The following is a 14,094-nucleotide window of genomic DNA, read 5'->3' as shown; positions in this document are numbered from 1 at the left end:
GGATTCGCGATGCAGATCATTGATCGTCAGCAAGTTGAGCGAGTTTTATCGCCAGCCGCCTGTTTACAGTTGAGCCGCGACGCTTTCGCCCTGGTTAGCCAGGGCAAAGTCAGGCAGACCCTGCGCAGCGTGATTGCTTCCGATCACGGCTGCTTGATGGGCACCATGCCGGCTTATATCGCGGAAGGGCCCTACGCGGGATTTGGCGTTAAAACGGTCAAGGTCGATTTTAGCCATAGCGACAAGCGCACATCCCATGAGGGGAGCATTCTCCTGTTTGATGCCGCCGACGAGGGCGAAATGGCTTTGGTGGACGCGGCCTCTGTGACCGAGCTGCGCACCGCCGCGGCCTCTGCGCTGGCTACGGATTTGCTGGCGCCGGCGCAAGCCAGCCGTCTGGCGATGCTTGGCACCGGCGTGCAGGCTCAGCATCATCTAAAAATGATGCTGGCGGTTCGTCCGATCCGGCAGGTATCGGTATGGGGGCGCAGTGAGGCCGGCGCATCCGCCTTTGCAGCCTGGTGCCGGCAACAGTTCGGCTTGGCCGTGACCGTCGCGGCCACGCCTGCCCAGGCGGTGCGGGATGCTGAAATCATTTGCAGCGTGACGGCGTCGAAACAGGCATTCCTGTATGGGGAGGACCTGCCTCACGCTTGCCATATCAATGCGATTGGCGCCTCCGCGCTCGGCTTTCAGGAATTATCGCCCGAAATCTACGCCGCGGTCCGTTTGTACGTGGACTCCAGAGAGGCGGCATGGAACGCCTCCAGCTGTATGCAGCAAGCCAGGCAGCAAGGCTTTTTGCCGGATGGCGATGCTGGCACGGAAATTGGCGAATTGATCGCGAACAGCGAGTCTTCAACTGGAGGCGGCGCTCCAAAAACTTTATTCAAGTCAGTTGGGCTGGCAGCCCAAGATCTGGTTTTCGCCCGGGCTGTGGTGGCTTTGTCCAAGCCGCCTGTGGCTGCGCAGGCCGGATGATCCTTTCCCTATCTCTAGTCGACAGGAATAACTATGCTAGGAACCGCTCAAATCATCTCTTATATCGCCGCTTTGGGTTTGGCGGCGGCCATTCCAGGTCCTGGCATGACAGCGCTGGTTGCGCGTAGCGTAAGCGGAGGCGCGGTAACAGGTTTTATCATGCTGTCCGGTCTGATCCTGGGGGATTTGATATACCTTTCCATCGCGGTCTTTGGCTTGGCGGTGGTGGCGCATACCTATACCTCTATTTTCACGCTGATCAACTGGGCCGCTTCGCTGTATTTATGCTTATTGGCATGGCAGTTTTGGCGGCATAAGCCGCAGGCCGTCAATATCGAGCAGAAGGCGACCAAGCGCCAGCTGGCGTCCGCCTGGTTTTCAGGCTTGACCATCACGCTGGGCAACCCCAAGACCATCGCGTTTTATCTGGCGATCCTGCCGCTGGTGATTTCTTTGGACAATGTTTCCTTGCAGATATGGGGCATGATGTTGGTGCCGCTGACTTTTCTGGTGCTTTTGGCGGTGGGGGCGGTATTCATCCTCGCCGCGCTCCGGATTCGTCATTTCCTGACCAGCGCGGAAGCGCAGCGCATGTTATTCCGCTCCGCGGGCTGCATCATGATGCTGGCGGCGTTTGGGATGGTGGCGAAGACGCTCTAGATCGCCGCGTTGATAGCGCGCGGAGCACAGCTTCCACGCTGTCGCCATGCAAAATCAGCATGCGAAACCACCTTGCGAGGTGGTTTCTTGCATTACGGCCAGTGCGCAAATTATTGTCTATTATGCTTTGGGTATGCCGAATTGAACTTTTGCTTGATTATGCGTTCTCTTGGTTTCCATTTTAATTTTTTTCGTCAAGCTTGGTTGGTGCGATATGTTTTGGTTGGAAGTTGTTATTGTTTGGCTGGGATGTGACTAATGGTTTTGATCTTGATCAGACTTGTTTAAAGTACCAATTGTCTGATTTTCATTGAGCTGCTAATTCAATGCCTTTGTAATGAATCACAGGGTATGCCTCAATTAAGGATTGTAATGAATCTATTAAAGATCAGCCCTCCATCTGAAACAGCATGGAGGGCTGATATCTATTTCTTATTTTTCAAAAATGAATTGAAATAGACAATTATGGCCACCAGAAATTTCTTCCACTTCCTCTGCACCAATTTCACAAGGAGCGGTGTAGTCTACTTGCTCGACCAGTTCTTGCAAATTCACTTTCAATTCGAATTTTGTCATGATGTTTTTCCTTTTTCAGAGAGACAAGTTGGTGATTACTGAATAATGGCTTTCTTTGATGAAAAATTCTATCAGGAAGGCATTGTTTACAGCAGAGAGCAACCTCATTCAGCCTGCCTTACTGCTTTGTGTGGCATTAAAATTGGCCATTTTCAGCAATCGTACTCGGTAAGCTTCCCCTTATGATGCTCAATAAGGAGAAGTGCTAGCATGTTAAAAAGTGTAAATGACTTGGATGAGGCAAATGAAGCCGCCAGCACCAGATACTTCTTCTACTTCAGCAGTGCTGATTTCGCAAGGAGTGGAGTAGTCTAGTTGTTCTGCCAGATCTTGAAAACTTTTGTTGATTTCAATAGCACTCATTGTTATCTCCTATGGCTTTTTAGCCTTTGCATCTTAAAATATAGGGTATGAATATCTCTCTCGCGGTTATGAGGGAGATTATTTTTTATCGCTCAAAGATGAACTGGAATATGCAGTTGTGGCCACCAGAAATCTCTTCAACCTCTTCCGCGCCGATTTCGCAAGGCGCGGTATAATCAACCAACTCAGCCATTTCTTTCAGGTTAATATTCAGCTCAATATTGCTCATCTTAGATCTCCTTTGTTTAGATTGGTACTACGTCAAAGCCATGCTTATGCTTTAGTTGCATACTTACACTTGCATGGAATTTAAATTTAATTTATGCGGGAAGCGGTGATGGATGAAGGGCGCTTGATGTTTTTCTTTGGTTTTTTAACAAATAGTCAAGCACTAACATATCTTTGATGTCACTTTTGAATAGCGGGCAAGCACTTCCTCCCTCATGCCAGTATTTAAAGCATCCGCCACCACAGACAGGGAATAGAGAGCATGATTTACATGGTGCGATATCACCCTCAACGTCATTTAACCAGTTTCCTAGGGCTGGTTTATGATTGCGTACAAATTTTATAGTCTGAATGTGGCCAAGCTTATTTTTTTCGTCAGAATATGCTGAAACTAAAGGCTGTTCATAACACTGAAATACATTTCCCATTGCATCATATACTTCAGCTGACGGGTCAGCTGCAACACAGGGAACGAAGGTTCTTTTCGGAAGCAATCCCTGAAACTTGAATCCAGCTTTTATGGCGAGCAATATCCATCCCAATCTTGCTGTTGCAAAATTATCGGTTTCCAAACTTGACTGATCTGCTCCATTTCCGCCCCAATCTCTGATGGGTTGGAAGTCAAAAACAATCTTCTCCTGAAGATTAAGACTGGAGAGCTGATTGATCAGAGTTGGAATCGCCGCTGCATTTTCTTTAGAAATATTAGTTCTGATTGAAATCTTGCATCCTGATTCTTCATATTCAGGCAGGCTAGTGACTGCAATTAAATTGTCGAGAATGATGTCAAAGCTAGGTTTGCCTTCTTTAGTCATTCTATTTTTATCGTGAGTTTCAGCAGGGCCATCCAATGTAATTTGGAAATATTGACATTTCCTATCAAGAAGTGTTTTGAATATGTTCGGCTTCAGTCCCACTCCATTGGTCACCATTGATGACCGGAATTCTATGCCATGCTCGTTACAATAGTGAATAAGCGCATCGCTGATATATAAAACCTTCCTGTAAGCGAGCAATGGCTCACCGCCATGCCAATTTAAATGTATGGATTTTTTCTTACCATTTTCAATGTTGGAAATGATGCGATTTATCATGGCATCGGCAATCTCATCATTTACATTTATTTTTTTATGATCTTGAGCGCAGTAATGACAACCTAGTTGGCAGTTGGCAGTGGGTTGTATCGTAACATTGAGACTCTTATTCTCTTTTAATTCTTCTCTATTTTGGAGTAGAACAGTTTGGAATTCATTCTCATTTTTATCTACTAATAGTTTTATCTCAGTTAGCTTGCTAAGAATGGGATGGTCTAAACTATCAAATTTTCCAGCTCGCAAAGCCAGATATGCCTGGTCATGTAGACGTACGGTTTTACCTGTTCTTGTGACATAGATGATTCTGGCTGGGGAATCTTGAGATCCAGGTAGTATTTCAGATGCTACATGGTATTCGGTAAGTTTTAGCTCCACGAGGTGCCTCTCCGATATTTTGATTAAATTTCCTGCAGGCTAAAAATAACAATGTCATTAATATCAATTAATTTTAATCACGTAAGGATGAATTGAATCAATACGTATAAATACGTAGTTAAATTTTCAAGGGATTTCCTTAATTTTCTGTTTCGAATATTTTTAGTTATAAACTGAACTGGTATTTTAAGAAGTGTGTGCTATCAATTTTGAATTGCTAGATTTTATTGAGGTGTACGAATGAAATATTGTATTCAATATAAAATCTATACTTATATGAAAATAATACGGTCTATGTTGAAGGGGCTCCTGTTCTTATTCGAATCTAAGAAGATGACAAATTTCCATTTGCCTTTGGCACATCGGCTCTGAGTGAGTTAATTTGGAAAATTGCTAGGAGAGGAGCTTTTGGTAGCGACCACAATGACGCTAGTGTTCAATTGTGCCAATGCAACAAATGATAGGTTGTGGTCGAATCTTGTCTGTCCGTCATTGTTAAAGGAATTTAAAATTAATATTCTTGTTGTGATGAGTGGATTGTGCTGGATTGAAGGGTTGGGTTTGAGCCATTCCTTTTATGATGCTGGTCGTACTGGAGGTGATTTTCTTGCTTTCATCCCTGGCGCATCGGTGCAGAGGGCTGTTTGCTTTTATATGTTTTGGGAATGCTCTGATCCTGCCGGCGCCCGCCTAGGGAGACCTCCATGCATGCGCCTCCCCCCGCTTTGAATCGCGACGCTCTATCACACGCCCATCGGGTACTGCGAGCCTTGCTGTTAGCCGATGGCTTGTTGTCGCTGGCCAGCTTGGCCGAGGCCGCGGTGCTGCCCTGGTGGATCGCCAATCAAGGCGGCGCGAGCGCCTTGGCCGGTTTCGGCGCGGCGATGGCGGCGGCCACGTTTGCCGCAGTGCTGCTGGCGGCGCCCTTGGGGGATAAGTGGGGCAAGTCGGCGCAGATCGGCCGCGCTTCTTGCTTGCTGGCCATTTTGGGCGCGGCCCTGGCTGGCTTGGCGACGCATAGCGGCTTTCGGCTGGATGCGGTGCTGTTGCTAGGCTGCGCGCAAATGCTGGTCTGGGCCTTCGCCGATCAGGCGCGCAACACCATCCTGGCGGAAAGAGTGGCGGCCGAGGCTTTGCCGCAAGCGCTGCGTTGGCGCAAGACCGGTTTGTCGCTCAGCGGCATTTTGGGGCCGTTGCTGGCAGCGGCAGGCGTGCGTTGGCTGGGCATCTCCGGCGCATTGTGGATGGCGGCCGGCTTGTATCTGCTGGCCGGCCTGGCCATGGCGTGGGTGCCTGGCGAAACTTCCATCCGCCGGCAGGCGCTGCGTCCGCGGGCCTGGATGTCGGAATTGGCCGAGGGTTTTCGCGCCAAGTGGCGGATGCCGATGGAGCGGGGCTGGACGCTGGTGAACTTCGTGCTGTGGATTTTCCAGGGGCCGTCGGCCGGCATGCTGATACCGCTCAAGGCGCATGCCTTGGGCCTGAGCGGCGACTGGCTGGGAAATTGCCTGGCCGCCTTGTCGCTGGGCGTGCTGCTGGGCAGCGCGTTTGGCTCGCAATGGCTGGCGGCGCGATTGGGGCGCTATCGGGTGAGGCTGGGCGTGGGCCTGCTGGAGGGCTTGGCTTTCGCCGCCGCGGGGTTCGCACCCTCCGGCGCATGGCTGCTGGGCGCGCTGCTGGCGGCGGGTTTCTGCAATGCGGCGATGAGCTTGGTCGGCGCCACCCATCGTTCGCTGGCTTTGCCCAAGGATTACCGGGTGCGGCTATACGCCGTGTCGGCCTTGTGCACCCAGACGGCGGGCGCCATCGGCCCGGCGCTGGTCGGCGCGGCCCTGCTGCATTGGAGCGTGGGCGCGGTGTACGGCGCGGCGGGACTGCTGATGATGGCGTCTGTGCCGGGCATGCTGTGGGTGCCGCGCTTCCGGGAGTTCTTGACGCTGAACCATGAGCAGGCGACGGATTGGTATCGGCGCGAGTATCCGCAAGTGTTTGGCGAGGCTGTTCAAACGCGCTCGCCATAGCGTTGCGCATAAGCGCGCCAAGGCCGCCAAAGATCGGGAGCCGAAGCGGCTCCATGGTCGGGGTCGGCGGGGCGCGGCGTGTCGTCTAGCTGGCCGGTCTGGGGAAAGGCGTAGCGGATGGCGGGAAAATCCGCGGCAATGGCAGCAAGCGGATGGCCATGCCGTGCCAGCCATTCGGCTTGCTCATCGCGTGTTCCAGCCTGTTTCCACTCAGCTTCCGCAGCGCTCCAGGCGCCCAATAGCCGCAGGCCGGGCCGGTCGGCGATGCGTTCCGCCAGTACAGGGTCTTGCGAGAGATGGCTGGCGATGCAGTCCGGATCGGCGGCCAGATCCAGCATGGCGCGCAGGCGGGCCAGGATGTCGCTCAGCGCCTGCCATTGGCTGATCCGCAGCGTGGCCAGCAGGGCTGAGCCATCTGTTTGCGTCACGCTGAGCATGCCGGTGACGCCGCGCCAATGCACGGCGCGGGCGTAGCGGTTGTCCTGTATCGCTTCCAAGCCAGGCACGGCCTGGGCGGCTAGTTGCGCCAGCATGTCGGGCCAGTGGTAAGGCGGCCGGTAGCGCAGCCGCAGCGAAACCTCTCCAGGCGCGCCGCCTTGGGCCGAGGCGTCGCGCCGCAAGGCGCTGGGCGGACGCTGATACAGCTGTTGGAACACCTCGTTGAAGCGGCGCACGCTGCCGAAGCCGGCGGCAAAGGCGATGTCGGTGAGCGGCATATGGGTTTCATGGATCAGCTGCTTGGCCAGCAACACGCGCCGAGTTTGCGCCACGGCCAGCGGCGAAGCGCCGGCATGCTCGGCGAACAGCCGCCGGAGCTGGCGCTCGCCCACGCCTAATCTATCCGCCAATCGGGCGATGCCGTCTTCGTCCAGCGCGCCTTGCTCGATCAGCGCCAGGGCTTTGGCCACCGTGTGCGAGTGGCCGCTGTTGGCCACGCCGCGCCAGGCGCCGGAGTCGGGCGCGGCTTCCGGCCGGCAGCGCAGGCAGGGGCGAAAGCCGGCCTCCTGCGCCGCAGCCGCGGTGGCGTAGACTACGATGTTTTCGCGCTTGGCGGTGCGGGCCGGGCAAATCGGCCGGCAATAGATGCCGGTGCTGCGCACGCCGATGAAGAAGCGGCCGTCAAAACGGGCGTCGCGGCTGGCCAGCGCGCGGTGGCAGAAATCGGGATCCAGTTCCATGCCGCGATGATGGAGGCAAAGCGGCGCGGCGGCCAGCGCTTTTCGGACATCGATGCCGCGCGCTGTTGATGGCCGAAAACCGCCAGCCCGCGACGGCGCCGGCGCGGATGATGGCGGCTCTTTTATCGGAGAGCTGACCATGATCGCGCCTTTGTCCCGTTTCGAACGTTTCCGCCAGCTGAATCAGCAGGGCGGTTTGTTGCTGCCCAATGTCTGGGATGCCGCCAGCGCCCGCATCTTCGCCGCCCAGGGCTTTGAGGCCTTGGCGACGACCAGCGGCGGCATCGCCTATGCCCGCGGTTTTTCCGATGGCCAGCATATGGGACGCGCGGCGATGCTGGCGGAGGTTCGGCGCTTGGCGGAATGCGTGGCGTTGCCACTGAGCGCCGATATCGAGGCTGGCTATGGCCCATCGCCCGAGGACGTGGCCTTGACCGTGACGGGCGCGATCGAGGCCGGCGCGGTGGGGGTGAACTTGGAGGATAACGGCCATGGCATGCTGCCGCAGCCCTTGTTCGACATCGAGGCGCAATGCGCGCGGCTGGCCGCTGCGCGCAGGGCGGCGGATGCATTGGGCCTTCCTTTGTGGATCAACGCTCGGGTAGATAGCTACTTGATTGGCGGCGAGGGCGAGGCTTGCTTCGCCGAAACGCTGGCGCGCGGCAATGCTTACCTGGCGGCGGGCGCGGACATGGTGTTTGCGCCGGGGCTGGCGGATGCCGCCGAGGCCGGCCGCTTGGCCGCGCGCTTGAATGGCCCGCTCAACCTGATGGCTTTGCCTGGGGTGGCGGGCGCGGCGGATTGGTTCGCTGCCGGTGTTCGCCGCGTCAGCCTGGGCGTTGGGCCGATGCTGGCATGCATGGGACTGATGCAAGCCATGGCGGCAGAGGCCAAGAGAGGCGAGTGGGTCAGCATGTCGGCGCATTTTTACGGTTTTGCCGAAGCCGAGCGTTTGCTTGCCGCCGAGGGCTGAGCGGCGCGGCTCAGCCTTCTTCCTGATAGCGGTTTAGCCATTCCAGCGCATGGGTTTGGGCGATGGCCTGTTCCCGCCGGCCGAGCGAGCGGCTGTTGTCGGCCAGCGTCTGCAGGCCGGCCAGCAGATCGAAGCGCTCCGGCGGCGTATGGTTCAGATTTTCTCTCAGCCTGCGCGCCAGCAAGGCGGGCAGTATGTTCAGATATTCCGTTTCGGACAGCCGGCCTTGAGCGACCAGACCGCGCAGCAGATCATGGGCTTCCTCGGTGGTGATGTCGCGCAGGTTGATTGTCGGCGACGGCCGGCCTGCGTAACTGGGATGGCTGGTTTCTGAATAGGTCAAAACTACACTGTGGTTTGACATGAATTCTCCCGGAGCGATGGCGGGCAGGATTGCGCGGGCGCGCGATGCCGGATCGAGGCCTGTATGTGAGCTGGGTGGCAGCGATGCAGCCAAGAGCCGGCAAGCGTTCCTGCGCGATGCGCCATTGAATTTGATTGTAATAATGGGAAAAAGCGTTTTAGCCCGTGTAACTGCTTAGCTGAACTGTTCTTTAGTCCAGCGGTGATCGAAATAAGCCGCTTTATGTCTATTGATTTGACTCATGACAAGCGTGTACGGTGCGATGGGTGAAGGGCTGTCGGCAAAACTAAGCGGCGCGCCAGAGCCAAGGCGCGCCGATGCCGAGGGTCGCAGTGGCACGGCAAGGACGCTCAAGCAAGCGCCAGGGCTTTGCCGCGGCAATGAATGGGGGCGAGGGTGGAGACGGGGAAGCAGGCTGAATGGCTGGTGGTTTTTGTCGAAGTAGCGCGGCGGGGTTCTTTATCTGCTGCGGCTAAACGGCGCGGGGTGACGGTTTCGGCGGTGAGCCGGCAGCTGGATCAGCTGGAGACGCATTTTGGCGCAGCTTTGTTGTTGCGCACCAGTCGCGGCGCGGCGCTGACGGATAGCGGCGAGGTCCTTTTCGCCCGCGCGCAGGGCATTCTGGACGCGCTGGCCGATCTGGAAGCCGAGGTTCGCGCCGTGCCCGGCACGGTGGAGGGCGTGTTGCGCATCAGCTGCCTGCCTACCTTCGGCAAGCGGCAGATCCTGCCCTGGCTGCCCGAATGGCAAGCGCGCTATCCGCAATTGCGTTTGGAGCTGGATTTGAGCGAGAGGCTGGCCAACCCCTCCTTGGAGCGGCTGGACGGCGCGATCCGCATCGGGCCGTTGGCGGATAGCCGGCTGTACGCCAGCCGCATCGGCACGCAACGCTGGGTGGTTGTGGCCAGCGCTGATTATTTGGCGAAACATGGCGCGCCGGATTCGGTGGCGGATTTGCGCCGCCATCGGCTGCTCGACAAGCTGCACGATGCGGCCGGCTATGGCTGGCGCGGCGTGCTGCCGGATGCGGGCGCGGTTTTGCGTTGCGACGATTACGAGGCCTTGGCCGCAGCGGCCCGTCTGGGCCTGGGCCTGGCGTTGCTGCCGGACTGGGCGGCGCGCGCCGAGCTGCAAGCCGGCAGCTTGCGGCTGGCGATGGACGATCCGCTGAAGCGTAGCGACGACATCCATTTATTGCGCGCCTTGCCGGCCATGCCGGCCAAACTCAATGCGTTCCGGCAGGCGCTGGCCGCATGGCTGGACCCGGCAGGCGGCGATTGATTGCCCAGGCGATAAGCGCGCCGGCCACGCCGATGGCGGCGATGCCGCCCCAGCCGTACTGCGGCGCCAGGCTGGAGCCCAGGCGGGTGCCGAACGCGCCGCCCAGGAAGTAGCAACTCATAAACAGCGTGTTGAGGCGGGCGCGCGCCGATTCGTCCAGCGCCAGCGCCCGCAGCTGATTGCCCAGCAAGGCGGCGCGGCCGCCGATGTCCAATAAAATCAGCGCCAACAGCAGCGCGGGCAGCTTCGCCCCCATCAGCAGCAATAGGAAGGCCGCCAAGGAGAGTCCGGCGCCCAGCGCCACCAGATGGCGGCTGCCGCGCAGGTCGGCTAAGCGGCCCAGATAGGGGGTGGCCAGGATGCCGGCGATGCCGACCAAGCCCAAGGCGCCGACTTGCGCGCTGGCGTAATGATAAGGCGGCTGGGCCAGCAGCCAGGCCAGCGCGGCCCACAAGGCGCTGACGGCGGCGAATGAGGCCGCGCCGCACAGCACGGACGCGCGCAGCAAGGGATGGCTGAGCCACAATCGCCACAGCGAAGCGAGCAACTGCGGATATGGCGCGGCAGCGGCTGTTTGGCTGCGGGGCAGGCGCGGCCTCACCAGCAGCAACAGCGCGCCGTCCAGCGCCGCCGCCAGCCAATAGGCGGCTTGCCAGCCGCCGTGGGCGGCGATCAGCCCGGAGGCGACGCGCGACAGCAGAATGCCGCTCAACATGCCGCTGAGCACCACGCCCACCGCGCGGCCGCGCTGTTCCGGCAATGCTTGCTGGCTGACCAGCGGAATCAACAGCTGCGCGCTGATGGCGCTGGGGCCTATCGCCAGATTGGCCAGCATCAGCACAGACCAGCTGTCCGCCAGCGCGGCCAGGATGGAGCCCGCGCCGTTGCTTATCCACAGCCAGGTCAAGAACCCCTTTTTATCCACAGCGTCGGCCAAGGGCAGCAGCAATAGCAAGCCTGCGGCATAGGCCAGCTGCAAGGCGGTGGCGATGGCGCCGATCTGGCCCAGACCGCAGTGGAAGGCCTGGGCCATTTGCGGCAGCAGCGGCTGGATGTAGTAGAGATTGGCCACGGCACAGCCGCTGGCGGCAGCGTAGAGCAAGAGCAAAGGGCGGGACAGACCGGCATGGGTGTGGGATGCCATCATCGTTTCCATCAAGGCGATGGCGGGAGTGTAGAGCTTGGCAGGCCGCTGGAACAGGCGCGTACCGGCAAAACGGCTTTGCCGGCGGCGCAAGACCGCTGCTTGCGAGCTGCGGCTATGGCCGGCGAGACTGATTTACGGGCAGGCATGCGGTGGCAAGCTGCGCTAGGCGACGGCCCCCTCTCCGGGGAGAGGGGCTGGTCGGAGTAGGCTGGCCGGCTCTTGGTGAGGGTAGCGCATCGCGCCGGTTACAAGATAACAGGGCGCATGGTCTGGAGCGATCCGCCATTTTGAAGAGACCAGGGTTTTGTCCCTGGCGGAGCACTTGTGGGCAAGATTAATTGCCGTTCTTGATCTGCTGGCTGACGCCGTTTTCTTCCTGGTTCAGCGTTTTCTGGTCTTGCTTGCTGATATGGCCGTGGTCCAGTTTGGCCATGTCGCGCTCTTGCTGGCGGATGTTCTTGTCTTCCTTATGCAGCTTTTTCGCCTCGGCCTTGCTGATCTGGCCGTTCTTCTGTTCTTGTTGGATGCGCTTGTTCTGATTGGCCAGGCGTTTGTTCACTTCTGTACGGCGGGGGTGGTCTTTTTGCCATTGGGTTTCGTCGGCCAGCGCGGAGCCGGCGACGGCCAGGCCGGACAGGATGAGCAGGGCGCAGCCGAGGGTGCGGCGAGCGAGGGTGTTCATATGGTTTCTCCAAACGATCCAGGTAACAGCTACCTGAGTTCAGAGTAGGCGCCGGCGGCGTTTTTTTGATCGCGCAGATATATGTACATATATGTAAAAGCCGCTTGGTTTACATAGGCTTGCAGCTGATTTTCCGCAGGCGCAGCCTTACGCGGCGGGCATGGCGTGACGGCTGAGGAAATCCCGTTTGGCGGCGGTGGAGAGCTGCTTGAAGGCGTATTCGGCTTTAAGGGCCGAGGAGCGATCGGGGTATTCGATCACCAGTTCGATGGCGCGGGGCGGGTTGAGGCGGGTGTAGCGCGCGCCTTTGCCGGCTTGGTGCTGGCGGAAGCGGCGCGCCACATCGGTGCTGACGCCGGTGTACAGCGTGCCGCTCTCGCAGCGCAGCACATAGAGAAACCAGGGCCGGGGCTGGCCCTGGCAGGGCTTAGATGCTGGCATCGAAGCCGTTGGCCGCCGGGCAGATCAGCACGCGTTCGGTGCGGTTGCCCTTCTGCGCGGTGACGCGCAGCTTCCATTCGCCCAAGGTCACTTCGTCGCCTTCGCGCGGAATGCGCTCCAGGCAGTCCATCAGCAGGCCGGCGATGGTGTGGAAGTCTTCGTCCTCGAAGTCGCCCAGCGTCAGGTATTGCTCCAGCGTGACGAGCTCCAGACTGCCTTCCACATCGTAGCTGCCGTCCGCGTTCACGGCGATGGCCGGGCGCTCATGGCGCTCGTGCTCTTCGGGGAACTCGCCGGCGATGGCTTCCATCAGGTCTTTCTGGGTGACGATGCCTTCCAGGCTGCCGAACTCGTTGACGACGAAGGCCATGTCGGCGGCGTGCTGGCGGAAGCTTTCCAGCGCCTTCAGCACGGTGACGGTTTCCGGCAGGATCAGCGGCTGGCGCAAAGCGGCGTCGATATCGAGCGGTTGGCCGTCCAGCAACTGGGCCAGCAGGTCTTTGCGGGCGACGATGCCCAGCGGCTCGTCTATGCTGCCGTCGCGGATCACCACCAGCCGCGAGTATGGGCTGTCGCGCAGCGCCTTGCGCTGGGAGGCTTCAGGCTGGCTCAGGTCCAGGCGGTGGATGTCGGCGCGCGGGGTGGCGATGACGCGGATCGGCCGCTCGGCCAGCGTCAGCACGCTGTGTATCATGGCGCGCTCATTGTGGCCGAAGGCGGTGTCTTCCACCGGCTGCGGGCCGGCTTCCGGCTTGGCTTCGGCGTGGGCGGTTTCGGACAGGCGGCTGCCCATCAGGCTGAGCACCGCGTTGGCGGTGCGCTCGCGGAAGCTCTGGCTGCGGTTCAGGTAGCGGATGCGGTTGGCCTGCGATACCTGGTTGAACACCTCGATCAGCACCGAGAAGCCGATGGCGGCGTACAGATAGCCCTTGGGAATATGGAAGCCCAGGCCGTCGGCGATCAGGCTGAAGCCTATCATCAGCAAGAAGCCCAGGCACAGCATCACCACGGTGGGGTGGGCGTTGACGAAGGTGGTGAGCGGCTTGCTGGCGGCGATCATCAAGATCATCGCCACGATCACGGCCAGCATCATCACCGGCAGGTGCTCGGACATGCCGATGGCGGTGACGACGGAGTCGATGGAGAACACCGCGTCCAGCACCAGGATCTGGGCGACGACGGTGGCGAAGGCGGCGTAGGCGCGCTGGCCGCCGCTCTTGACGTGGTCCACGCCCTCCAGCCGCTCATGCAGCTCGTTGGTGGCCTTGAACAGCAGGAATACGCCGCCGCCCAGCATGATCAGGTCGCGGCCGGCGAAGCCCATGCTCCACAGGTAGAACAGCGGTTCGGTGAGGGTGACCAGCCAGGACACGCTGGCCAGCAGGCCCAGGCGCATCAGCAGCGCCAGCGACAGGCCGGTGACGCGGGCGCGGTCGCGCTGCTCGGGCGGCAGCTTCTCGGCCAGGATGGCCACGAAAATCAGGTTGTCGATGCCCAGAACGATTTCGAGAATGATCAGGGTCAGAAGGCCGAGCCAGGCGGCGGGGTCGGACAGCCACGATAAGTCCATGATGGAGTTTTGCGTTCCTTGTGCGGTAAAAATTCGATAAAAACGTTATAAGGATACCAAATGCCAACCCCGCCGGCAGGGGGAAAAACAACAACCCCCGCGAAAGGGCAGGGGTTGGCAGATTTTTGCGGCGGGGCGCATGGTTTGGGGAGCTTGCGCG

Annotated in this window: 15 protein-coding genes; 5 read left to right on the top strand and 10 right to left on the bottom strand. The window is 58.7% G+C overall.

Going from position 1 to position 14,094, the window contains the following annotated elements; all coding sequences use genetic code 11:
- Positions 1–9 precede the first annotated feature (9 nt).
- Positions 10–981, top strand: a complete 972-nt coding sequence (locus tag NKT35_RS05870) for an ornithine cyclodeaminase family protein (RefSeq protein WP_254299724.1) — start codon at positions 10–12, stop codon at positions 979–981.
- A 78-nt stretch (positions 982–1,059) separates the two neighbouring features.
- Positions 1,060–1,641, top strand: a complete 582-nt coding sequence (locus NKT35_RS05865) for a LysE family translocator (RefSeq protein ID WP_254299723.1) — start codon at positions 1,060–1,062, stop codon at positions 1,639–1,641.
- Between the two features lie 432 nt (positions 1,642–2,073).
- Here the strand turns inward: NKT35_RS05865 and NKT35_RS05860 are convergent, their stop codons facing one another.
- The 4 genes from NKT35_RS05860 to NKT35_RS05845 all read right to left on the bottom strand — a co-directional run bounded on the left by NKT35_RS05860 (position 2,074) and on the right by NKT35_RS05845 (position 4,277).
- Positions 2,074–2,217, bottom strand: a complete 144-nt coding sequence (locus NKT35_RS05860; RefSeq protein WP_254299722.1) for a hypothetical protein — start codon at positions 2,215–2,217, stop codon at positions 2,074–2,076.
- 213 nt (positions 2,218–2,430) lie between these two features.
- Positions 2,431–2,580 carry a hypothetical protein gene (locus NKT35_RS05855; protein WP_254299721.1) on the bottom strand — a complete coding sequence of 50 codons (150 nt, stop codon included), beginning with the start codon at positions 2,578–2,580 and terminating at the stop codon, positions 2,431–2,433.
- A gap of 85 nt (positions 2,581–2,665) precedes the next feature.
- A complete protein-coding gene (locus NKT35_RS05850; RefSeq protein ID WP_254299719.1) occupies positions 2,666–2,809 on the bottom strand; it encodes a hypothetical protein in 144 nt (47 codons plus the stop codon).
- A gap of 91 nt (positions 2,810–2,900) precedes the next feature.
- Entirely contained in the window at positions 2,901–4,277 is a 1,377-nt protein-coding gene (locus NKT35_RS05845; protein ID WP_254299716.1) for a radical SAM/SPASM domain-containing protein, read from the bottom strand.
- A 704-nt stretch (positions 4,278–4,981) separates the two neighbouring features.
- Here NKT35_RS05845 and NKT35_RS05840 point away from each other — a divergent pair.
- Positions 4,982–6,298 carry an MFS transporter gene (locus NKT35_RS05840; RefSeq protein WP_254299714.1) on the top strand — a complete coding sequence of 439 codons (1,317 nt, stop codon included), beginning with the start codon at positions 4,982–4,984 and terminating at the stop codon, positions 6,296–6,298.
- Here the strand turns inward: NKT35_RS05840 and NKT35_RS05835 are convergent.
- Positions 6,280–7,476, bottom strand: coding sequence for a bifunctional transcriptional activator/DNA repair enzyme AdaA (locus NKT35_RS05835; RefSeq protein WP_254299711.1), 1,197 nt, complete (start codon positions 7,474–7,476; stop codon positions 6,280–6,282). The two genes, NKT35_RS05840 and NKT35_RS05835, sit on opposite strands and share 19 nt — an antisense overlap.
- 139 nt (positions 7,477–7,615) lie before the next feature.
- Between NKT35_RS05835 and NKT35_RS05830 the strand changes: the two genes are divergently transcribed.
- On the top strand, positions 7,616–8,449 hold the full coding sequence (locus tag NKT35_RS05830; RefSeq protein WP_254299709.1) for an isocitrate lyase/PEP mutase family protein: 834 nt from the start codon (positions 7,616–7,618) through the stop codon (positions 8,447–8,449).
- A gap of 10 nt (positions 8,450–8,459) precedes the next feature.
- On the opposite strand, the gene NKT35_RS05825 is transcribed toward NKT35_RS05830, so the two are convergent.
- On the bottom strand, positions 8,460–8,813 hold the full coding sequence (locus NKT35_RS05825) for a hypothetical protein (protein WP_254299708.1): 354 nt from the start codon (positions 8,811–8,813) through the stop codon (positions 8,460–8,462).
- A gap of 396 nt (positions 8,814–9,209) precedes the next feature.
- On the opposite strand from NKT35_RS05825, the gene NKT35_RS05820 reads away from it, so the two are divergent.
- On the top strand, positions 9,210–10,094 hold the full coding sequence (locus NKT35_RS05820) for a LysR family transcriptional regulator (RefSeq protein WP_254299707.1): 885 nt from the start codon (positions 9,210–9,212) through the stop codon (positions 10,092–10,094).
- Here NKT35_RS05820 and NKT35_RS05815 read toward each other — a convergent pair.
- The 4 genes from NKT35_RS05815 to NKT35_RS05800 all read right to left on the bottom strand — a co-directional run bounded on the left by NKT35_RS05815 (position 10,039) and on the right by NKT35_RS05800 (position 13,934).
- Entirely contained in the window at positions 10,039–11,331 is a 1,293-nt protein-coding gene (locus NKT35_RS05815) for an MFS transporter (protein ID WP_254299705.1), read from the bottom strand. The genes NKT35_RS05820 and NKT35_RS05815 overlap by 56 nt on opposite strands.
- Positions 11,332–11,575: 244 nt before the next feature.
- Complete coding sequence (locus NKT35_RS05810; RefSeq protein WP_254299704.1) at positions 11,576–11,923, bottom strand: hypothetical protein; 348 nt, start codon at positions 11,921–11,923, stop codon at positions 11,576–11,578.
- Positions 11,924–12,070: 147 nt separating this feature from the next.
- Positions 12,071–12,364, bottom strand: coding sequence for a GIY-YIG nuclease family protein (locus NKT35_RS05805; protein WP_254299702.1), 294 nt, complete (start codon positions 12,362–12,364; stop codon positions 12,071–12,073).
- Positions 12,351–13,934 (bottom strand): TerC family protein, encoded by a 1,584-nt coding sequence (locus tag NKT35_RS05800; protein ID WP_254299700.1) that lies wholly within the window; start codon positions 13,932–13,934, stop codon positions 12,351–12,353. The genes NKT35_RS05805 and NKT35_RS05800 overlap by 14 nt, the downstream gene beginning before the upstream one ends.
- Positions 13,935–14,094: the final 160 nt, after the last annotated feature.

Origin of the sequence: Chromobacterium sp. IIBBL 290-4 (assembly GCF_024207115.1) — a bacterium.
GTDB lineage: Bacteria > Pseudomonadota > Gammaproteobacteria > Burkholderiales > Chromobacteriaceae > Chromobacterium.
Note: the sequence above shows the minus strand (reverse complement) of the source record. Positions and strands in the feature narration are given on the sequence as shown.

Bases quoted from the DNA above. Each gene is read 5' to 3' on its own strand.
- NKT35_RS05825 (WP_254299708.1), bottom strand. From the start codon at position 8,813: ATGTCAAACCACAGTGTAGTTTTGACCTATTCAGAAACCAGCCATCCC.
- NKT35_RS05805 (WP_254299702.1), bottom strand. From the start codon at position 12,364: ATGCCAGCATCTAAGCCCTGCCAGGGCCAGCCCCGGCCCTGGTTTCTC.
- NKT35_RS05810 (WP_254299704.1), bottom strand. From the start codon at position 11,923: ATGAACACCCTCGCTCGCCGCACCCTCGGCTGCGCCCTGCTCATCCTG.
- NKT35_RS05840 (WP_254299714.1), top strand. From the start codon at position 4,982: ATGCATGCGCCTCCCCCCGCTTTGAATCGCGACGCTCTATCACACGCC.
- NKT35_RS05850 (WP_254299719.1), bottom strand. From the start codon at position 2,809: ATGAGCAATATTGAGCTGAATATTAACCTGAAAGAAATGGCTGAGTTG.
- NKT35_RS05860 (WP_254299722.1), bottom strand. From the start codon at position 2,217: ATGACAAAATTCGAATTGAAAGTGAATTTGCAAGAACTGGTCGAGCAA.
- NKT35_RS05830 (WP_254299709.1), top strand. From the start codon at position 7,616: ATGATCGCGCCTTTGTCCCGTTTCGAACGTTTCCGCCAGCTGAATCAG.
- NKT35_RS05870 (WP_254299724.1), top strand. From the start codon at position 10: ATGCAGATCATTGATCGTCAGCAAGTTGAGCGAGTTTTATCGCCAGCC.
- NKT35_RS05800 (WP_254299700.1), bottom strand. From the start codon at position 13,934: ATGGACTTATCGTGGCTGTCCGACCCCGCCGCCTGGCTCGGCCTTCTG.
- NKT35_RS05835 (WP_254299711.1), bottom strand. From the start codon at position 7,476: ATGGAACTGGATCCCGATTTCTGCCACCGCGCGCTGGCCAGCCGCGAC.
- NKT35_RS05855 (WP_254299721.1), bottom strand. From the start codon at position 2,580: ATGAGTGCTATTGAAATCAACAAAAGTTTTCAAGATCTGGCAGAACAA.